The 19,941-nt window shown below is 64.3% G+C and carries 22 protein-coding genes; 15 read left to right on the forward strand and 7 right to left on the reverse strand.

Annotated features, from left to right (window positions below):
• The 3 genes from ABFK29_RS06475 to ABFK29_RS06485 are packed head-to-tail and all read left to right on the forward strand — an operon-like array spanning position 1 to position 3,108.
• On the forward strand, positions 1 to 1,002 hold the full coding sequence (locus ABFK29_RS06475; protein ID WP_005860603.1) for a Gfo/Idh/MocA family protein: 1,002 nt from the start codon (positions 1 to 3) through the stop codon (positions 1,000 to 1,002).
• Positions 999 to 2,051 carry a Gfo/Idh/MocA family protein gene (locus ABFK29_RS06480; protein WP_005860605.1) on the forward strand — a complete coding sequence of 351 codons (1,053 nt, stop codon included), beginning with the start codon at positions 999 to 1,001 and terminating at the stop codon, positions 2,049 to 2,051. Before ABFK29_RS06475 ends, ABFK29_RS06480 begins: the two co-directional genes overlap by 4 nt.
• Positions 2,008 to 3,108 carry a hypothetical protein gene (locus ABFK29_RS06485; RefSeq protein ID WP_157136531.1) on the forward strand — a complete coding sequence of 367 codons (1,101 nt, stop codon included), beginning with the start codon at positions 2,008 to 2,010 and terminating at the stop codon, positions 3,106 to 3,108. Before ABFK29_RS06480 ends, ABFK29_RS06485 begins: the two co-directional genes overlap by 44 nt.
• A 10-nt stretch (positions 3,109 to 3,118) precedes the next feature.
• On the opposite strand, the gene ABFK29_RS06490 is transcribed toward ABFK29_RS06485, so the two are convergent.
• The 6 genes from ABFK29_RS06490 to urtA form a co-directional block, all read right to left on the reverse strand.
• Positions 3,119 to 4,573, reverse strand: a complete 1,455-nt coding sequence (locus ABFK29_RS06490; RefSeq protein WP_005860609.1) for a methyl-accepting chemotaxis protein — start codon at positions 4,571 to 4,573, stop codon at positions 3,119 to 3,121.
• A 124-nt stretch (positions 4,574 to 4,697) separates the two neighbouring features.
• Positions 4,698 to 5,396 carry an urea ABC transporter ATP-binding subunit UrtE gene (gene urtE / locus ABFK29_RS06495; protein WP_005860611.1) on the reverse strand — a complete coding sequence of 233 codons (699 nt, stop codon included), beginning with the start codon at positions 5,394 to 5,396 and terminating at the stop codon, positions 4,698 to 4,700.
• A gap of 64 nt (positions 5,397 to 5,460) precedes the next feature.
• Entirely contained in the window at positions 5,461 to 6,201 is a 741-nt protein-coding gene (gene urtD, locus ABFK29_RS06500; RefSeq protein ID WP_005860613.1) for an urea ABC transporter ATP-binding protein UrtD, read from the reverse strand.
• Positions 6,198 to 7,379 carry an urea ABC transporter permease subunit UrtC gene (gene urtC / locus ABFK29_RS06505; protein ID WP_005860616.1) on the reverse strand — a complete coding sequence of 394 codons (1,182 nt, stop codon included), beginning with the start codon at positions 7,377 to 7,379 and terminating at the stop codon, positions 6,198 to 6,200. Before urtC ends, urtD begins: the two co-directional genes overlap by 4 nt.
• Positions 7,380 to 7,620: 241 nt before the next feature.
• Positions 7,621 to 9,552 carry an urea ABC transporter permease subunit UrtB gene (urtB, locus tag ABFK29_RS06510; protein WP_005860618.1) on the reverse strand — a complete coding sequence of 644 codons (1,932 nt, stop codon included), beginning with the start codon at positions 9,550 to 9,552 and terminating at the stop codon, positions 7,621 to 7,623.
• 106 nt (positions 9,553 to 9,658) lie between these two features.
• Positions 9,659 to 10,948: an urea ABC transporter substrate-binding protein gene (gene urtA / locus ABFK29_RS06515; protein WP_005860620.1), complete on the reverse strand. Its 1,290-nt coding sequence runs from the start codon at positions 10,946 to 10,948 to the stop codon at positions 9,659 to 9,661.
• A gap of 437 nt (positions 10,949 to 11,385) precedes the next feature.
• Between urtA and ABFK29_RS06520 the strand changes: the two genes are divergently transcribed.
• The 12 genes from ABFK29_RS06520 (at position 11,386) to ureG (ending at position 19,125) form a co-directional block, all read left to right on the forward strand.
• Positions 11,386 to 12,162, forward strand: a complete 777-nt coding sequence (locus ABFK29_RS06520; RefSeq protein ID WP_005860622.1) for an urease accessory protein UreD — start codon at positions 11,386 to 11,388, stop codon at positions 12,160 to 12,162.
• Between the two features lie 4 nt (positions 12,163 to 12,166).
• Positions 12,167 to 12,469, forward strand: coding sequence for an urease subunit gamma (locus tag ABFK29_RS06525; RefSeq protein WP_005860624.1), 303 nt, complete (start codon positions 12,167 to 12,169; stop codon positions 12,467 to 12,469).
• A gap of 56 nt (positions 12,470 to 12,525) precedes the next feature.
• Positions 12,526 to 12,696 (forward strand): hypothetical protein, encoded by a 171-nt coding sequence (locus ABFK29_RS06530; protein ID WP_005860626.1) that lies wholly within the window; start codon positions 12,526 to 12,528, stop codon positions 12,694 to 12,696.
• The gene (locus ABFK29_RS06535; RefSeq protein WP_005860628.1) at positions 12,693 to 12,998 is read left to right on the forward strand and encodes an urease subunit beta; all 306 of its coding nucleotides are present in this window, start codon (positions 12,693 to 12,695) and stop codon (positions 12,996 to 12,998) included. The genes ABFK29_RS06530 and ABFK29_RS06535 overlap by 4 nt, the downstream gene beginning before the upstream one ends.
• Before the next feature lie 39 nt (positions 12,999 to 13,037).
• Positions 13,038 to 13,853 carry a cyclase family protein gene (locus tag ABFK29_RS06540; protein WP_005860630.1) on the forward strand — a complete coding sequence of 272 codons (816 nt, stop codon included), beginning with the start codon at positions 13,038 to 13,040 and terminating at the stop codon, positions 13,851 to 13,853.
• A complete protein-coding gene (locus ABFK29_RS06545) occupies positions 13,853 to 14,248 on the forward strand; it encodes a carboxymuconolactone decarboxylase family protein (protein ID WP_005860632.1) in 396 nt (131 codons plus the stop codon). Before ABFK29_RS06540 ends, ABFK29_RS06545 begins: the two co-directional genes overlap by 1 nt.
• 83 nt (positions 14,249 to 14,331) lie before the next feature.
• Positions 14,332 to 14,655, forward strand: a complete 324-nt coding sequence (locus tag ABFK29_RS06550; RefSeq protein WP_050772442.1) for a hypothetical protein — start codon at positions 14,332 to 14,334, stop codon at positions 14,653 to 14,655.
• Positions 14,656 to 14,745: 90 nt separating this feature from the next.
• Positions 14,746 to 16,506, forward strand: a complete 1,761-nt coding sequence (gene ureC, locus ABFK29_RS06555; RefSeq protein ID WP_005860636.1) for an urease subunit alpha — start codon at positions 14,746 to 14,748, stop codon at positions 16,504 to 16,506.
• A gap of 328 nt (positions 16,507 to 16,834) precedes the next feature.
• Entirely contained in the window at positions 16,835 to 17,425 is a 591-nt protein-coding gene (locus ABFK29_RS06560; RefSeq protein WP_005860638.1) for a hypothetical protein, read from the forward strand.
• Positions 17,422 to 17,889, forward strand: coding sequence for an urease accessory protein UreE (locus ABFK29_RS06565; RefSeq protein ID WP_005860640.1), 468 nt, complete (start codon positions 17,422 to 17,424; stop codon positions 17,887 to 17,889). The genes ABFK29_RS06560 and ABFK29_RS06565 overlap by 4 nt, the downstream gene beginning before the upstream one ends.
• A gap of 100 nt (positions 17,890 to 17,989) precedes the next feature.
• Positions 17,990 to 18,517, forward strand: a complete 528-nt coding sequence (locus tag ABFK29_RS06570; protein WP_347100231.1) for an urease accessory protein UreF — start codon at positions 17,990 to 17,992, stop codon at positions 18,515 to 18,517.
• A 5-nt stretch (positions 18,518 to 18,522) separates the two neighbouring features.
• The gene (ureG, locus tag ABFK29_RS06575) at positions 18,523 to 19,125 is read left to right on the forward strand and encodes an urease accessory protein UreG (RefSeq protein WP_005860643.1); all 603 of its coding nucleotides are present in this window, start codon (positions 18,523 to 18,525) and stop codon (positions 19,123 to 19,125) included.
• Between the two features lie 183 nt (positions 19,126 to 19,308).
• Here ureG and ABFK29_RS06580 read toward each other — a convergent pair whose 3' ends face one another.
• Positions 19,309 to 19,806 carry an RbsD/FucU family protein gene (locus ABFK29_RS06580; RefSeq protein ID WP_347100233.1) on the reverse strand — a complete coding sequence of 166 codons (498 nt, stop codon included), beginning with the start codon at positions 19,804 to 19,806 and terminating at the stop codon, positions 19,309 to 19,311.
• Between the last annotated feature and the right edge of the window lie 135 nt (positions 19,807 to 19,941).

Below are 19,941 nucleotides of genomic sequence, written 5' to 3' on the forward strand. Positions count from 1 at the left end.
ATGAGCCTGAAACTGGGCGTATTGGGCATCGACCACGGGCATATCTTCGGAATGCTCGGCGGGATGAAGGCGCTGGGGTGTACCTGCGCAAATTACTGGACCGACGGCCCCGCCGTGACCGAGGACAAGTTCAACGAGGTCTTTCCCGACGTCGATAGGGTCAGCGATCGGCGCGCGATCCTCGACGCCGATCTGGACATGATCCTGATATCCGCCGTCCCCGCCGATCGCGCCGCACTGGCGATCGAGGCGATGGAAGCGGGCAAGGACGTCATGGTCGACAAGCCGGGCTGCACCACGCTGGACCAGCTCGACGCGATCCGCGACTGCGTGGCCCGGACCGGGCGCATCTGGTCGGTGAATTTCTCCGAGCGGTTCGAGGTGCGGGCTGCGGCCAAGGCCTCCGAACTGGTGGCAGCGGGCGCCATCGGACGTGTCGTGCAGGTGGTCACGCTGGCGCCCCACAAGCAGAACCTGAAGACCCGCCCCGATTGGTATTTCCTGAAGCAGCGCTACGGTGGCATCCTCTGCGACATCGGTTCCCACCAGGTGGATCAGTTCCTGCACTTCACCGGCTCTACCGAGGTGACCATCGGGCACGCTCTGGCCGAGAACACGACCCGCCCCGAGTATCCCGGCTTTCAGGACTTTGGCGAGATGACCCTCGTCGGCGACAAGGGCCACGGCTACCTGCGGCTCGACTGGTTCACGCCGGACGGCCTGCCCACATGGGGCGACGGGCGGCTTTTCCTGCTGGGCACCGAGGGCACCATCGAGTGCCGTAAATACACCGACATCGGGCAGCCGCATCGCACCGATAACCTCTACCTCGTGAACGCGGAGGAGAACGTGCACATAGATTGCCGCGAAGTGGAACTGCCCTACTTCGGACGCCTGATCTCGGACGTGCAGGACAGGACGGAAACCGCCGCGACACAGGCCCACACCTTCCGCACGATGGAGATCGCGATCCGGGCGCAGATGAAGGCGGACGGCCTATGACACGGGTCGCCATCGTCGGGGCGGGCATCGGGGCGGAACACCTTGCCGCCTATTCTGAGCTCCCCGACCTGTTCGAAGTAGCGACGGTCTGCGATCTGAACCTCGCCCGCGCGGAGGCTGTGGCCGCGCCCTACGGTATCCCGGTGACAGCGGATTTCGCGGCGGTGCTGGCGTCGGACGTCGATCTGATCGACGTGTGCCTGCCGCCGCACCTGCACCTGTCTGCCTGCCTGAAGGCACTGGAGGCGGGCAAGGACGTGGTCTGTGAAAAGCCGCTCGTCGCCTCGCTGGCGGAGGCGGACCGGTTGATCGCCAAGGCCGCGGAGACGGGTGGCAGGGTCTTCCCGGTGTTCCAGTACCGCTTTGGCCTCGGCACCGCGCAACTGCGCGCCATCGTCGAGGCCGGGCTGGCTGGCAAGCTTTATGCCGGCACGATCGAGACGCACTGGAACCGCGACGCGGCCTATTACGCCGTGGATTGGCGCGGGACATGGGCCGGAGAGCGCGGCGGCGCGATCCTCGGCCACGCGATCCATATCCACGACTTCCTTCCAGCCTTCCTCGGCCCTGTCGCGCGCGTCTACGCGGAACTGGCGACCCGGGTGAACGAGATCGAGGTAGAGGACTGCGCCGCCCTCTCGTTGCGCATGGAGAACGGCGCGGTTCTGACCTCCTCGGTGACTCTGGGCGCGGCGACGGACACCACCCGGATGCGTCTGGTTTTCGAGGGCGTGACTGTCGAGACGGGCCTGTCGCCCTACAAACCGGCGCAATCCGCATGGCAGTTCACGCCGCGCGCGCCGGTCACGGCCGAGCAGATCGCGGAGGTGCTGTCCGCTGTCGGCCCGCAGGATGTCGGGTTCACCGGCTTTTTCCGCGCGGTTGCGGAGGCTTTGGAAGGCAACGGCGGGCGCGAGGTTACACTGGCCGATGGACGTCGGTCGCTGGAGTTCGTCAGCGCGATCTACCAGTCGTCCCGCACCGGTTTGCCGGTGGACCTGCCGCTTGGGGCCGACTTCCCGCTCTACGATGGCTGGCTGCCCGCTTGAGGCCTGGACCGGGTTGACCACCCTGCCGGCTGAGGCCTGCGGGGTGGCCGGCTTCGACGCGCTGTACGGCGCAGTGCCCGCCCCGCCGGACGCTGTGTCGTTCGAACGGATTGCAACGCCCGAACCGGGACTGGAGCGGATCGTCATCGAGGTGACGGTCGGCGGGCGCCACTTGCGCGTCGATGCTGGGTTGTGGGTGCCGGATGGGCCCGGGCCGTTTCCGCTTGTCGCCGGGTTGGACTTTGTCGGGCCCTTGGGCATCGCGGCGACGCACGCATTCCCCCGCGATCCCGGGGCGGTGGTGCAGGCGCCGGAAGTCCTGGGTGGGCATGGTCGACTGGAGGAGTTTCACCGTGGCGCCACCGCCTACCGCTGGCCGGTGACGATGCTCTGCAACCGGGGCCACGCGGTGCTGGTCAGTTGCTACGGATCGTGGGTGCCGGATTCCGCGACGCAGTGGCACAAATCCGGTGCAAGACCGCTGACGGGTGCGACTGACGCCGGTGCGATTTCCCTCTGGGCCTGGGCGATCATGCGGCTGCTCGATGTGGCAGAACGACTGCCCGGGATCGACCCGGGACGCCTTGCCGTGGCCGGGCATTCAAGGTTGGGAAAGGCGGCCCTTTGGGCTGCGGCGCAGGACTCGCGGATCGCGGCCGTCTGGGCCAATGCGTCCGGTTGTTGTGGGGCCGCGCCGGAAGCGCATGGTATCGGCGAGACACGCGCTCAACTGGTTCGGAGGTTCCCGCATTGGTTGCGTCAAGGCACGCAGAAGACGGGCGATTTTCCGGATCAGCAGGCATTGCTCGCCCTCTGCGCACAGCGTCGCCTGTATCTGTCCGGTGCGGTCGGCGACCTCTGGGCCGATCCGGTGGGCAGCTACCTTGCACTTGCCATGGCCAGTGGAAAGGACTGGCCGGATGTGCCGACGATGTGGGAACAGGGCGGCCAGATCGTTCGGGGATTGTCCGGGTGGCATCTGCGTCCGGGCGGACACGAGATGCTGCCCCATGACTGGAGGTGCTTTCTGCACTTCCTCGATGTTTCCGGCTACTGAAGGGCCAGGTTCAGGCCGCCCGAGATGTCGCGCTGACAGTGGCCGGAGCGTCGAGTTCCGGAACCTTCAGCCTGACCAGCATGGTCTGCAGCCCCGAGGCTTCCTGCCGCATCCGTTCCGTCGCGGTTGTGGTTTCGTCGACCATTGCCGCATTCTGCTGAGTGACCATGTCCATCTGCGCAATGGCCGCGTTGACCTCGCTCAAGGCGGTCGATTGTTCGCGTGAGGCGGAGGCGATGTCCGTGGACAGTCGAGCCACGTGGTCGAAGTTCTGGACGATGGTCTGCAGCGTCCCGGCGGCGCGCTGGATGAGGTCCACGCCAGAGCCCACCTCGCTCGAACTGGCCGAAACGAGGTCCTTGATCTGCTTGGCCGCGTCGGAGGCGTTGCCCGCCAGAACACGGACTTCCTCAGCAACGACGGCAAATCCGCGTCCGGCAGAGCCCGCGCGCGCTGCCTCTACCCCTGCGTTCAACGCTAGGAGGTTGGTCTGGAACGCGATGTCGTCGATCATGCCGATGATCTGCGTGATCCTGTCGGAGGATGTCTGGATACGCCCCATCGCCTCCGACGCCTCGGCGACCGTCGCGGCGCCTGCCTCTGCCGTGCGGGCCGCGTCGTCGGCCACAGATTTTGCCCGGTTGGTGTTGTCGGACGATTGCTGGACGTTTTCCGTCAGTTCGTGAATCGCGGCCGCGGTCTCTTCCAAAGACGCGGCCTGGCTGGCGGTGCGGTTCGACAGGTCCGACGTGCCGGAGTTCACGTCGGAGATCATGCCGAGCAGGTTGTCCATCGTGGCGGACACCTGGGCCAGCGTCTGTCCCAGTTTCAACGTCGCTTCGTTCAGCTTGCGCCGCACCGGGTCGAAGGTGGCGGGGAAGTCGCTCGTCTCCGGCGAAGGGATCACATGCGTCAGGTCGCCCTCGGCCATCTTGTCGATGGCCGTGTTGATGTGTCGGAAGGCGCAGGTCTGCTCTTCAGCGAGAACCATGAAAGTCGTCTCGACCACGCGCTCGATGTCGAGCGAGAAAGCGCGGACCAACACGCCGATCTGGGAGCGGATAACGTCGACGGAACGCCCGCGAAAGCCCATGCGGCTTTTTTTCAGGAAGATCGACACGAGGTCCGACGTCGCTTGTGAATAGGAGGACATGTAGAATTCGAGCGGCAACTTGATCCGTGCATGTGTCCGGCCGATACGCTCGATCGAAGCGAAATACTCCGCATCGAACTGCGCTGTCAGGATACGCTCCCAGTGTTTTTTCTGGGCGGAGCGTGCAAACGCCATGCGGTCGGCACCGTCGAAGAAAGCCGCCGTTGCAGGATTGCTCGTCGCTCGCGCATAGAAATTCTCGAGCACGGTGTCGAGTTCCGGTAGCAGCAGCTCGCCAGCCTTGATTAACATCTCGCGGTGTTCGCCATCAAGCTGGTAGGTTTTCAGTTTGGCTTCGAAATCTTTGGTCATCACTCGTCCCTCTCCTTCGCTGGAGGTGACCAAAGGTGAACCCAATTGCCTTAACAAAGAGTCGCCCGATGGCGCCCTGCAGTGGCCAATGTCGCTTGCATTTAAAGCGAAAGCATACGCGTGATCAGACCGACACCTTGGCGAGAAGATCCTCGCGGTCCGTGTCCGCGCGGGTGGCGTTGTGGATCACTCGCCCCCGTTCCAGCGCGACGAAGTGGTCCCCCAGCTCGTAGGCGAAGTCGAAGAACTGCTCGACCAGCACAATGGCCATGTCGCCTTTTGACCGCAGGTATTTGATAACCTCGCCAATCTGTTTGATGATGTTGGGCTGGATCCCTTCGGTCGGCTCGTCCAGCAACAACAGCTTCGGCTGTGCGATCATTGCGCGCGCGATGGCAAGCTGTTGCTGCTGCCCCCCGGAAAGGTCGCCGCCGCGCCGGTTCAGGAAGCTCTTGAGGATCGGGAAAAGCTCGAACACTTCGTCTGGAATTGTCCATTGATCCTTGGGGATGCAGGCATAGCCGGTCTCAAGGTTCTCGCGAACGGTCATCAGGGGGAAGATGTCGCGACCTTGCGGCACGTATCCGATTCCCGCGCGGGCCCGAGCCTGGGGCGGCGTGGAGGCGGGCACGTCCTGCCCATTCAAGGTCATCGTGCCGCCCGATCTGGGATGCGCGCCGGAAATCGCCTTCAGCAGCGAGGTCTTGCCCACCCCGTTGGTGCCCATAAGGCAGGTGACCGCGCCGGGTTTTGCCTCCATCGAGATGTCGTAGAGGATCTGGCTGTGACCGTAATGCAGGGTCAGGTCGGAAAGCGTGAGCATGGGCTGTCCTGTCAGTGCGGGCCGTTGAGGGCTTGGCGGTATGGTGCGGGGCAGGGCATCGGCGTCAGCGCCCGAGGTAGACTTCGATGACTTGCGGGTCGGAGGTCACGTGGTCGATGGATCCCTCGGCCAGCACCGACCCTTCGCACAGCACAGTGACCTTGCAACCCAGGCGGCGGATGAACTCCATGTCGTGTTCGACGACGACGACGGCGCGGGTCTTGGCGGCCTCGACGAGCATCTCGGTCGTCTTCTCGCGTTCCGCCGGGGTCATGCCTGCGGCTGGTTCGTCGACGAGCAGGAGGCGCGGCTCCTGCGCCAGAAGCATACCGATCTCCAACCATTGCTTCTGCCCGTGCGAAAGCTCGCCCGCGATGCGGTTCAGGCTGTCCGACAGGCCGGTGCGTTCGGCGATCTCCTCGATCCGCTCGGCACCCTGCCTGGTCTTCTTGTAGAACAGCACGTCGAAGGGACCGCGCGGGTTCTTCAGCGCCATGGCGAGGTTCTCGCGCACGGTCTGGGCTTCGAAGACGGTGGGTTTCTGGAACTTGCGGCCCACGCCTTCGCGGGCGATCTGGCTTTCGGACATGCCGAGCAGGGAGATGTTCTTGTCGCCCCAGACGACTCGGCCCTCGTCCGGCTTCGTCTTGCCGGTGATGATGTCCATGAAAGTGGTCTTGCCCGCCCCATTCGGGCCGATGATGGCGCGCATCTCGGGTTCGCCGATCTGGAAGGACAGGTTGTTGATCGCCTTGAACCCATCGAAGGAGACAGAGACGCCGGACATTTCGAGAAGGGTGCTCATGATTTCCTCACGATCTTGTCGACCAGTCCGCCAAGGCCCTGCGGGGCGAAGAGGGTGACGGCCACGAAGGAGAAGCCGAGCAGCACCAGCCACCAGTCGGTCCACTTGACAGTGTAGAACCCGAGGTTGATGTCAGGCGCGCCGCCGCCTGTGAACCAGCTCGACAGGAGCGTGACGAAGACGGTGCCCAGAACGGCGCCATAGAGACGACCGCGCCCGCCGATGGCCACCCAGACGGCCAGGTAGATGGACGCAATGGGAGCGATCTCGGCGGGGTTCACGATGCCCGCCTGCGGATAGTAGAGCGCGCCCGCGATGCCCGATACCACGGCGGTCAGGGTGAAGACGAAGAGTTTGTAGCTTTCCACGTGGTAGCCGAGGAACCGCACCCGCCGCTCGTCGTCGCGAATGGCGCGGATGACGGAGCCCATCTTGCCCGATGTCACGAAGGCAAAGAGCACGTAGCCCAGACCCAGCGCAAGCGCGGAGGCCCAGAGGAAATAGATGGAGATGACGCTTTGCGGCACGTCCGTCGCTCCGGGGATGTTCTGCAGGCCCGAGAGGCCGTTGTTGCCGCGCAGCCCGCTGTCGTTCTGGAAGAGGTAGAGCGACAGCGCCAGTGTCATCGCCTGGGTCAGGATCGAGAGGTAGACGCCGGTGACGCGCGACCGGAAGGCAAGCCAGCCGAAGACCAGCGCCAGGAGGCCGGGGACGACAATGACCATTAGCAGTTGCAGGGGCAGCGAGTGCGCGAAGGCCCAGATCGGTGGGAACTCCGACGCGCCCACGACGCCGAAGATCTGCGAGGCGATTGCGTCCGATATCTCCTGCCCGGTGGGCGGGATGATCTGGTTCGACATGGAGCGGGCGACGATGGTTTCCGTTCGTGCGTACATCAGCCACATACCGATGGCATAACCACCGATCCCGAAGAAGGCGAAGTGGCCGAGCGAGAGGATGCCGCAGTAACCCCAGACCACGTCCATGGCGATTGCGATCAGGCAGAGGCAGAGCGTCTTGCCCAGCGTCTTCACGAAGGAGGTGGAGACAAGGCCGGTTCCGAAGGCCTCGGAGGTCACGGTCACGACCAAGGTGAACAGCCCGAGGAGGGCGATGAACCACAGGATCGAGGGGTTTTGCGCGAAGAAGCCGCGGGGTTTCGCCTGGACGCCGGTCATGTGTCGACCCCGCCCTTGGCGCCGGAGATTTTGAGTCCCTGCAAGCCGGAGTGCCCGTGAGCAGCCGCGCGCTGCGCGGCCGGGAGGGGCTCTGCCCCTCTGCCTGCGGCATTCACCCCGAGGTATTTCAACCAAGATGAAGGGGCGGGACCGCGGCGCGGCACGTCTTCGGAGGCATCGCCGAAGGCGGCCGTGACGGCGTAGCCAGGCGGGACGGAGGTAAAGAGGGAACGCATCGTGATCAGTCTCCTGCCGCGCGGCCCTTGAGGGCGACGATGCCCTTGGGACGGAACTGGATGAAGAGGATGATGAAGAGGATCATGTAGGTCTGTGCCGCCAGTGTGTTGGACGGGTTGAACCACTCGATTCCCTTCTGGAGGATGCCGATGAGGCCGGCGCCCGCGAGCGTGCCCCAGACGTTGCCGACGCCGCCCACGACCACCGTCATGAAGGACTGGACGATGTAGTCGGACCCCATCTCCGAGGTCACCTTGGCATAGAGGCCGATGGCCACGCCGGCGATGCCCGCGATGCCGGAACCGAGGCCGAAGGTCATCATCTTGATGCGGTCGGGGTTGATGCCCATCGAGGCCGCCATGCCCGGGTTCTGGGTGACGGCGCGGACTTCGAGCCCGAGGCGCGTCTTCTTCAGGATGAACAGCAGCAGGCCGAGGAAGAGGAGCGCCAGAACGAAGATCGCGATACGGATGTAGGAGATGGAGATCACCTCGTTGAAGGCGAGATTGCCGTCCAGCCAAGCGGGCGAGGTCAGCGGACGGGCCTGTGTGCCGAAGATGTTCTTGGCGAGCTGCTGGAGCGCGATGGAGATGCCGAAGGTTGCGAGCAGGGTTTCAAGCGGGCGGTGGTAGAGCCAGCGGATCACGAGCCGTTCCATCGCGACGCCCGCCGCGAAGGTGATCGCGAAGGCGAGCGGCAGGGCCACGACCAGCGATACGGTATAGTTCGGGACGAACTGTTGCACCACGTAGCCGGTATAGGCGCCCATCATGATGAATTCGCCGTGGGCCATGTTGATGACGCCCATGACGCCGAAGGTGATGGCGAGGCCGATGGCGGCGAGGAAGTAGATCGAGGCGAGCGACAAGGCGTCGAGTGCGAGGTCGGCGGTCTGGCTGGCGGCGACACGGGTCTGCACCCCGGCCTGGGCATCGTTCGCGGCGTCAGTGATCGCCTTGTTCTGCTCGCGGTATGTTTCGTAGATGGTCCAGTCGGTCAGCGTCGCGTCGATGCTGTCCGGCGTGGCGCGCGGGGGAAGGGCGCCCGCTGTCGCGAGCCGGTCGTAAGCCTCCTCGCGGGCGGCCTGCGTGTTCAGCGTGTTGATCGAGACACCGGCGATCTTGTTGTCCTCGACCTGGGTTTCCAGCGCGGACCTCAGTTCGGAGGGCCCAAGGATCGGTGGCAGCTCCGTTTCCTCGCCGATCATGGCGTAAGCTTCTTCTCGGCCCAGATCGGTGCCGATCCGGAGGATTCGGGCGACATTTGCGCCGTCTGGCACGTCCTGCGCGATCTCGGTTTCGGTTGCGAGGATCTGGGACAGAACGGCACGCCCGTCGACCGACAGATCGTCGGAGAGCGAGGAGATCGCCTCGATACGGGCCTCGTCGTTGTCGCCGTAGCGGGCGGCGAGGTAGTTCATCAGCCGCTCCTTGCGGCGTTTGAGTCCGGCGTCCGGCTCGTTCGCGATCGATTGCGCCAGGGGCTCCATCTGCGAGGGATCGAGGTTGCGCGATATGGCGTCGAGCGCATCGCGGCGGCGGGTGATGTCGGGATCGGAGAGCTGGAACTGCACCAGGGCCTCGGAGATCACCTTGCGCACGCCGCCGTTCGGTTTGATCTGATCGAGGGAGGCCAGCTCAACTCCGGAAACGGGCTCGGTGGTGGCCACGTCCAGCACGGTCTTTTTGCGGACGATGTAGAAGATGCCGTCTTGGGCGACCCAGACCTGCTTGTCGCGCAGGCTTTCGAGGAACACCGGCACGGAGGGTAGACCGGAGGAGGTCAGCGCTTCGAGCGCCGGACCGACCTTGGTGCGGGACGGCTTGGCCAGCTCTGCCTGGTGCTCCTGCAGGATCGACTGGAGGTCCTGGTCCTGGGCATGGGTCGTTTCGGGCAGTCCGAGCAGCACGAGAACCGCGAGTAGGGCACGAAGCATGGCGGGCGCCTGTATATGGGGACGATCGGAAGTCATGGCGGGGGCTGTGCCCCGCCATGCGAAAGCGCGCTTTGCAGACGGCGCGCGAGGCGCCGCCGTCAGGCGATCAGTAGTTGGACTTGATCTGCACGCAGGTGGAGGTCTCGGTGTTGTACATGCCGCACTGGAGATCTTTCCAGTCGGACTCGAGCACCGCGGACTCCGGCAGGTAGTCGGTCCAGGCATCGCCCGGGACCGGCTCGGTCGAGGAGATGATGTCGAACTGGCCGTCTGCGCGGATCTCGCCGATCAGGACCGGCTTGGACAGGTGGTGGTTCACGCCCATCACGGCGGTGCCGCCGGTCAGGTTCGGGAACTCCTGGCCCCACATCGCCTCGCGCACGGCGTCCACGTCGGTGGTGCCGGCCTGCTCGACCGCGTTCACCCACATGTTGAAACCGATGTAGTGGGCTTCCATCGGGTCGTTGGTCACGCGCTTGTCGTCACCGATGAAGGCGCGCCACTGCTCGATGAACTCGGCGTTTTCCGGCGTGTCGGCGGACATGAAGTAGTTCCACGCGGCGAGGTGGCCGACCAGGTTCGACGTGTCGAGACCGGACAGTTCCTCTTCACCCACCGAGAAGGCCACGACGGGAATGTCGTCGGCAGAGACGCCTGCCGCGGCCAGTTCCTTGTAGAAGCCGATGTTGGCGTCGCCGTTGATCGTGGAGATCACGCCGACCTGCTTGCCGTCCTCACCCAGAGCCACGACGTCGGAGACGATGGTCGCCCAGTCGGAGTGACCGAAGGGCGTGTAGTTCACGAAGATGTCCTCTTCGGCGATGCCCTTAGACTTCAGGTAGCTTTCCAGAATGTTGTTGGTGGTGCGGGGGTAGACGTAGTCGGTGCCGAGCAGCGCGAATTTCTCGACGCCCAGTTCCTCAAGGAAATAGTCGACGGCCGGGATGGCCTGCTGGTTCGGCGCAGCGCCGGTGTAGAACACGTTCTTCGACGATTCTTCGCCTTCGTACTGGACGGGGTAGAACAGCAGGCCGTTCAGTTCCTCGATGACAGGCAGCACGGATTTGCGCGACACGGAGGTCCAGTTGCCGAAGATCACATCGACGTCATGTACCGTCAGCAGCTCGCGGGCCTTTTCGGCAAACAGCGGCCAGTCGGAGGCGGGGTCGACGACGACGGCCTCGAGTTCGCAACCCAGCACGCCGCCTTTTTCGTTCTGCGCGGCCACCAGCATTTCCATGGTGTCCTTCAGGGTCGTCTCGGAAATGGCCATGGTGCCGGACAGCGAGTGGAGCACACCGACCTTGATCGGGTCCGTGCAGTCCTGAGCGGAAGCCGTACCGGCGATGATCGCGGTGGTGGCAGCACCGGCGAGAAGTTTGGTGAATCTGTTCATTCTTGTCTCCCTGCGAAGGTGTCCCTCGGCGCGGCAATGCGCGGCCCTGTCCTTCGCGTTCCTGTTGCATCCCGTGCGGCAGCAGGATCTAGGCGATGATCCGGGGCTTTCGCACGCCCGCTGACGTCCGACGAAAGCCGTCTCTTAGCCATGGGCAGCGTCACTTGGGGGCGTGAGGGGATGTTGGGTCAATCACGGCGCGGGTGACGTCTGGGAAATCCACGGATGTGCCTGCGAATTAATCTGATAGTTGGGCGCCTGTCTAAATTATGGGCGGAATTTCGGGGTGGTGCGTCAAATTCGGGGGGAATCGTTGTCCTGTTGGCCTGATCGCGTCTACGAATTGAGCAAGTGGAAGACGGGGGACCCGCGTGACATTTTATCAGCGCGAGGATTTGGATGCGCCCGCAAGCGCCCCGAACGCCCAGCCCAGGGCGGTGGGCGATCTCGTGCTGTCGGCCAAGGCGAGGGGTGGCGTCTCGGCCATCGACCGGCTGCGGACGTCCGGCTGTCTGAAGACCCTCTTTCCCCGCAATGCTCAGGCCGTCGAGGCCATTCTCATCAACACCTCCGGCGGGCTGACCGGCGGCGACCGGCTGGCGCAAGTCGCGGAGGCGGGCGCGAATGCCCGGCTGACGCTGACGACGCAGGCGGCGGAGCGGGCCTACCGTTCGGCCTCTGGCTGGGCGCGGGTGGATACCCGGCTGACGGTGCAGGCGGGCGGCCGCATCGACTGGCTGCCGCAGGAGCTGATCCTCTTCGAAGGCGCCCGGCTGCAGCGCAGCCTGCGGGCCGACCTCCATGGCGATGCGCGCCTGTTGCTGGTGGAGCCGGTGATCTTCGGACGCGCGGCCATGGGCGAACGCCTGCATGACGCCGCATTGCGCGACCGGATCGAAATCCGCCGTGACGGGGTGGCGCTCTATTCCGATGCGGTGCGGCTGGAAGGCGACCTCGATGCGCAGATGGCGCGGCCTGCCGTGGGCGGCGGTGCCGGTGCCATGGCCTGCATCCTTTACGTCGGAGCGGACGCGGAGGGCCGGCTGGCGCCACTGCGTTCGCATCTGACCGCGACCGGCGGCGCGTCCTTGCTGCGCCCGGACGTGCTTGTGGCGCGCGTTCTGGCGGAGGACGGCTTTACGCTGCGCAAGACCCTTCTGCCCGCGCTGGACCTGCTGTCCGGCGACGGGCTGCCCGTATCATGGAGACTTTGACGGCATGCAACTGACCCCCCGCGAAAAGGACAAGCTTCTGGTTTCGATGGCCGCCGAGGTGGCCCGCAAGCGTCTGGCGCGTGGCGTGAGGCTGAACCACCCCGAAGCCATAGCACTGATCACCGACGCGGTCGTGGAAGGCGCCCGCGACGGACGGTCCGTCGCCGACCTGATGCAGGCCGGGGCCGAGGTCGTCAGCCGCGACCAGTGCATGGAAGGCATCGCCGAGATGATCCACGAGGTACAGGTCGAAGCGACTTTTCCGGACGGGACCAAGCTGGTGACGGTGCATAACCCGATCCGCTGAGCGGGCGGCGGGCCCTGATTGAGTATTTGAAAAGCAGAGAAACGAGGGACATCGAGATGACAAAGGCAATGGCTCTGGCGGCAACGGTCGCAGGTGCGGCGGCGCCGGCGATGGCACACGAGGCGGGGACGCACATGCACCCGCACGGGTCGGAGGGCTGGCTGGCCATGACGGCGGCGGCGGTTCTGGTGGTCGTGGCGATCGTTGTCGCGCGGTGGACCAGATGATTCCCGGCGAGTTGTTCCCGGCAGAAGGCGACATCGTGTTGAACGCGGATCGCGAGGCGATCACGATCATGATTGCCAATACCGGCGACCGGCCGGTGCAGGTGGGGTCGCACTACCATTTCGCGGAAACCAACCCGGCGCTCGACTTCGACCGGGAGGCGGCGCGAGGCATGCGTCTCGACATCGCGGCGGGAACCGCGGTGCGTTTCGAGCCGGGCCAGCGGCGGGAGGTCAACCTGATCCCCATCGGCGGGTCACGCCACGTCTACGGCTTCAACCAGAAGGTCATGGGCGCCCTCTGAGGGTGCAACCGGCCTCGTTTCAACCGGGAGTACAAAGTCATGTGCAATGCCTGCCTGATCGAGAACGTGCGGAAGTCCGCCTTTTCGCGGCGCGATTTCTTTCGCCGCAGCGCCGCGGCGGGGGTGGCTGCTGTCGCCGCAGGTGCCATCACCGCGCGACCCGCGCTGGCGCAGTCTTCGGGGCAGGTCGTCGACCTCACCTGGACATTGACGCCCGAGTTCCCGACCTTCGACGGCAATCCCGGCATCATGTTCGAGTCCGACAAGGACTATGCTGCGGACGGCTACAAGATCTGGAAGGTCACCTTTTACGAGCATTCGGGCACCCACATCGACGCGCCCGCGCATTTCGCCGAAGGCGCGGACTCTGTCGATGAACTGGCGCCGGAAAGCCTGATGTGCCCGTTGTGCGTGCTGGACATCACCGCCAAGGCCGCCGAGGAGCCGAACGCCATGGTCGAGGCGGAGGACATCGAGGCCTGGATCTCGACCAACGGCGATATCCCCGAGGGGGCCTGTGTGGCGATGAACTCCGGCTGGGAAGAGAAGATGGGCAGCGCCGCCTATCGCAACGACGCGGACGGGAACTTCGCCTTTCCGGGCTTCGCCAAGTCCGCCACCGACATGCTGCTGGAGATGGGCGTGGCCTCCATCGGGGTGGACACGCTGTCGCTCGACCCCGGCAACTCCGCCGACTTCGCGGTGCATTATTCCTGGTTGCCCGCCGGGCGCTACGGGATCGAAAACCTCAAGGGGCTGGGGCAATTGCCGGCAACCGGGGCGACGCTCTTTGTGGGTGCGCCCAAGCACGAAGCCGGTACGGGCGGACCGGCGCGCGTACTGGCTGTCGTCTGATGGCGGTTGTTCCCCTTCTGTCGGACGAGGAACTTTCGGAGACGGCCCGCGCCGTCTTCGACGACATCCGTCGCGTGCGTGGGACCGACTTCGTCAACAACTTCTGGCGTGCGCTGGCCAACGATCCACCATTGCTGCAGGCGACGTGGGAGCGGCTGAAAGTGGTGATGGCACCCGGGGCGCTCGATCCGCTGACGAAGGAAATGATCTACGTCGCGGTATCTGCGGCCAACGGATGTGAATACTGCTGCCATTCGCACAGCGCCTCGGCGCGGTCGAAGGGCATGACCGCAGACATGCATGGCGAACTTCTGGCAGTGATCGGAATGGCCATGCAGACGAACGGGATCGTCAACGCGTTGCAGGTCCCGGTGGATGAGGCGTTCAAGGCATGACCCTGGGCGTGAGTGGGAGTCATTTCAATCGGGCAGGGTGCGCTTTTTCGCGTGTCCCGGCCCTTAAAGACAGGAGCATCTTCGTGCAGTCCTCTTCCCCACTCACCTGCTATCTCCGCGTCGCGGAACGTCAGGCCATGCTGGCCCTCATGGCGGCCGAGGCCTCGGCAGTCATCACCATGCGCACGCTCGGCTTCATGGGTATCTGGTCGGTCCCGAAATCCGAGAACACGCTCATGGTGTCCGAGAAACAGGCCGCGATCGCCGAAGCCGGGCACGGTCTGATCCGCGCCGCCTGGCGGGGGGAAACGCCTGAAGCCGTCTACGACGCGGTGGTGCTGCCGTTCGACAGGGCCGCCCGGGCGAACCGGCGCAGGCTGTCGCAACGAGGATTCCGGCGACCCTGAGAGGGGTGCCATACGGCCCGCAGGGGCTCTGAAAGACAATGCCGCCGGCGTCCTTTGCGTGGTGACCGGCGAACGAGGGAGAATACAGGAATGCCGACGTCCATCAAACGCGCCGACTATGCCGCCATGTTCGGTCCCACGACGGGGGACCGCCTGCGCCTTGCCGACACCGACCTGATCGTCGAGGTCGAACGCGACCTGACCGCGGAGGCCGTCGGTGCCGCGGTCAACGGCGGCAGCGGGCCGAACGCTTCGATCTATGGCGAGGAAGTCAAGTTCGGAGGCGGCAAGGTGATCCGCGACGGCATGGGGCAAAGCCAGGTCACCCGCGCCGAGGGTGCCGTCGATACCGTCATCACCAATGCGCTGATTGTCGACTGGACCGGCGTCTACAAGGCAGACGTGGGGCTGAAGGACGGACGCATCGCGGCCATCGGCAAGGCGGGTAACCCGGACACGCAGTCGGGCGTCAACATCATCGTCGGTCCCGGAACGGAGGCCATCGCCGGTGAGGGCCGCATCCTGACAGCCGGAGGCTTCGACAGCCACATCCACTTCATCTGTCCGCAGCAGATCGAGGACGCGCTTCACTCGGGGCTGACCACCATGCTGGGCGGCGGCACCGGACCCGCGCATGGCACGCTCGCCACGACATGTACGCCGGGGCCGTGGCATCTTGGCCGGATGTTGCAGGCGGCGGATGCCTTTCCGATGAACCTTGCGTTTGCGGGGAAGGGGAATGCCTCGCTTCCCGCTGCGCTGATCGAGCAGATCAAGGGCGGAGCCTGCGCGCTGAAGCTGCACGAGGACTGGGGCACAACCCCCGGGACCATCGACTGCTGTCTCTCGGTCGCCGATGACTGGGACGTGCAGGTGATGATCCACACCGACACGCTGAACGAGAGCGGCTTTGTCGAGAACACCGTAAAGGCCATGAAGGGCCGCACCATCCACGCCTTCCACACCGAGGGCGCAGGCGGGGGGCACGCGCCCGACATCATCAAGATCTGCGGCGAAAGCTTTGTCCTGCCGTCTTCGACCAACCCGACCCGGCCCTTCACGGTGAACACCATCGAGGAACACCTCGACATGCTGATGGTCTGCCATCACCTCGACAAGTCGATCCCCGAGGACGTGGCCTTTGCGGAAAGCCGCATCCGGCGCGAGACCATTGCCGCCGAGGACATCCTGCACGACATGGGCGCGTTTTCGATCATCGCGTCCGACAGCCAGGCCATGGGGCGTGTGGGCGAGGTGCTGATCCGCACGTGGCAGACCGCCGACAAGATGAAGAAACAAAGGGGCAGGCTGTCCGAAGAGAAGGGCGACAACGACAACCTGCGTGTCCGCCGCTACATCGCCAAGTACACGATCAACCCGGCCATCGCGCATGGCATCGGGCATGAGATCGGCTCCATCGAGGCGGGCAAGCGCGCGGACCTCGTGCTCTGGAACCCGGCATTTTTCGGTGTGAAGCCCGAGATGGTGCTGATCGGGGGGACCATCGTCTGCGCGCAGATGGGCGATCCGAACGCCTCAATTCCGACGCCGCAGCCGGTCTATTCGCGCCCGATGTTCGGTGCCTATGGCCGCAGCGTCGAGAACTCTGCCGTGACCTTCGTGTCTGAAGCCGCGCAGTCCGAAGGGATCGGGGCGTCGCTGGGGCTCGCGAAGACGACCGTGGCGGTGCGCAACACCCGGGGCATCGGCAAGGCGGACCTGAAGCTGAACGACGCGACCCCTAAGATCGAGGTCAACCCGGAGACTTACGAAGTGCGCGCCGACGGCGAATTGCTGACATGCCAGCCGGCGGCCGAATTGCCGATGGCACAAAGGTATTTTCTGTTCTGACCTGCCTGACGGGCGATCAGATCCGCCGGTTGGCACCAGTCATTGCAGGATGCGGTGCCGTGTTCGCCTGATCCGGCATGTCTGGTTCAGATCGCGATCCGGAGCCATGTGGGCCGTAGATTGGCCCTTGCCCGGACAACTCGACGTGGAGTTCCTTGATCAACTGCATGCGATCACGGATGGAGTCCAGTGACGTGGATATGCGGGATATGATTTGCCTGTTGCCCATGCAAACTGGTTAAGTCGATGGGGTAAAAACTTGGTTATCAAATCGAACAGCACGCGCGATTTTCCATCGGCCAATGGCGCGCGCGGCGGGAGAAAGTCTATGAAGATCTTGGCAATGGTGGCCGCGATGACGGTCGCGGTGCCCGTCTTGGCAGAAGAGTGTCCGGTGGCCACGGACCTTGAGGCGGGCATCCGTTTCGGCGTGGACAAAGGCGACGAGGAAGTCTTTCGCAGTCTGCGTCCCGGGGTGGTCGAAGCGATCTTTACGCATGCGGACGGGGGAGCGACGCGCTCGCTTCTGGGGCAGGGGATCTACCTTCTGGAGTTGATGGACATGGACGGCGCGGAACCCGATCCGTCGACCCGCATGACCTATGCCTTCCCGCAGAACGCCGAGGATCTGCCGCTGCCCGTGCCGGGGTCGACCGCACAGTTTTCACTGCTGCGCAATGAGCGCGGCAACTTTGACAGTGAAGTGCAGTCCTACGACTTTGGGCCGAAAGGCCGCGCCAGCTTCGGCGCATGCACCTACGACATGATCCCGATCGAGATCCGGTATTCCGAGGACGACTCCAACACCGTGGATCTGTTGCATTATCTGCCAGAACTGGGCATCGCCTACTACGCGGGAAGTACCTATGACGGGACCAATGACCGCTACATCTACCATCGTATCGAGGCCGTGAAATGAGTGATATTCCCGTAGCGCAGGTCCTGAAACGCGGCCAGGGGGCGGGTGCCTCCGAGACCGTGGTGCTGGACTATGACGGCCGCTTCCTGCGGCGCAAACGGCTGGTGGCCGAAAGCGGCCTGGCCTTCGTGGTCGATCTGGAAAAGACCACCTCGCTCGACGATGGCGACGCGCTGGAACTGGGCGACGGACGTCTGGTGGCAGTGCGGGCCGCCGCCGAAGACGTGCTGGAAATCCGCGGTTCGCTGGCGCGTCTGGCCTGGCACATCGGCAATCGGCACACGCCGTGTCAGATATGCGATGACCACCTTGTGATCCAGCGTGATCCGGTGATCCGGCACATGCTGGAGCACCTCGGCGCCGACGTCCGTGAAACCGTGCGGCCCTTCACGCCCGAAGGCGGCGCCTATGGTCATGGCCGGACCCACAGCCACGAACATGGCCACACCGCCCATGCCCATTGACCCCCGTCTTCTGACGGTCGCGCAATGGCTGTCACCGTCCTACCCCCTGGGAACGTTTGCTTTTTCCCAAGGGGTGGAGAGGGCCTGCGCGGACGGCATTGTGCACGACGCGGCGTCGCTTGAGGCCTGGCTGCGCGACGTGATCGAGGTGGGCAGCGGCCGGTCGGACGCGGTGTGGATTGCGCGGGCGTGGCACGAGGACCTGCCGCCTGTCGAGCTTGATGCGCTGGCGCGGTCCTACATGCCCTCTTCCGACCGCCTGAGAGAGGCCGAGCGGCAGGGCGCGGCCTTTGCCCGGATCACGTCCGACGTCTGGCACATCGAGGTGCCGCCGGTGGTTTTGCCGGTCGCCCTCGGCCATGCGGCGCGCCGCGTGGGGCTGGACCTTGGGCCGCTTTTGATCCTTTATCTTCAGGGGGTTGTGAGCAACATGGTCGCCTGCGGACAACGGCTGATGCCATTGGGCCAGACCGATGCGCAGAGGATCGTCGCGGCACTTTCGGCGCCTTGCGTCGCGGTGGCAGAGACCGTCGTCGCCGAGGGCGGCGAGATCTGGTCGAACAGCTTCATGGCGGACATCGCCTCCATGACACATGAGACTATGGACGTAAGGATTTTCCAATCGTGACAACCATGAACGGGCCGTTGCGCATCGGGATCGGGGGACCGGTCGGTGCGGGCAAGACGACGCTGACCGCACGCCTCGCGGAGCGTCTGAAGAACGACTACTCCATCGGGGTCATCACCAACGACATCTACACACAGGAGGATGCGGAGGCGCTGATGCGCATGCAGATCCTGCCGATGGACCGGATTATCGGTGTGGAAACAGGGGGTTGCCCGCACACGGCGATCCGCGAGGATGCGTCGATCAACCTTGCCGCGGTGGCGGAAATGGTGGAACGGCACCCGGAGGTGGAGGTCGTCCTGATCGAATCCGGGGGCGATAACCTGAGCGCCACCTTCTCTCCGGAACTTGCCGACTTTACCGTCTATGTCATTGATGTTGCTGCCGGAGAAGAGATCCCGCGCAAGGGCGGACCGGCCATCCGGCGCTCGGACCTGCTGGTCATCAACAAGACCGATCTTGCGCCTTACGTGGGCGCGTCGCTCGACGTGATGCGAGACGATGCGACGCGGGTCAGGGACGGTCGGCCCTTCGTCTTCACCAGCCTCAGGCAGGGCACCGGGGCTGATGACGTTGTTCAGCAGATCCAGGCACTTACCGGGATCTAGACCCAGGCCTTACAGCGAAGCCCAGTCGGTGAAACGCCACGACTTGGGCTTCGGGGCCACCGGCAGTTCGGGTTGCGGTTTGCGTGTCTTGCGAGCCATTTCGGCACCTCCTTTGACAAGATTAACCTGTGCATTAGCAGGAGGTTTCGCCAGTACGGAATACGTGACCGGCGTGTTGCCCGATTACCCCGGCGGAATAATGCCCTTTGTCAGCAGGATATTGCCGTAAAGCCTTGTTTCCCCGGTCTGAATCACGGCGAAACTACTTTTGGCCCGGTCGTAGAAGGCGAATCTTTCGGCTGTGATAATCTTGGTTGGGTTATCGGAAACGCGGTCGATAATGTCTTGGAAACGCGCGACAATCTCGGGCACGGCGTTCGGATCGTCGACGACCTGCATGGTATAGGCCGGATCGGGGATGAAACTGTCGAGCGGCATGAGCGTCAGAACCGCGTCAAGAACGTCGGTCGCCGGAATGCCGTCGAGACGATGCACCTTGCATCCCATTGAATAGGCCGGGAAATTCGCGTCGGTGATGGCGAGTATATCGCCGTGGCCCATGGCACGCAGCGTGTGGAGGATGTCGGGGGACAGGATAGCCGGGATATTGCGCAACATGCCGCCATGAAGCGCAAAATTGGCGAAACTGGCAAGTGTTAAAGACGCGTCCGCCCCGTTCACCTTGCCGCGTTAACGATTTTGAAAGGTGAGTCCCGGCCGGTTTGACCCCCCGAACCGGCCGGTTGTTAACCTTTTCGGGACGGGCGTGCGGACACACCGGTCGATCGCCCTCAAGCGTGCCGAATCGTCCATATC

Origin of the sequence: Sagittula stellata E-37, assembly GCF_039724765.1 — a bacterium.
GTDB lineage: Bacteria > Pseudomonadota > Alphaproteobacteria > Rhodobacterales > Rhodobacteraceae > Sagittula > Sagittula stellata.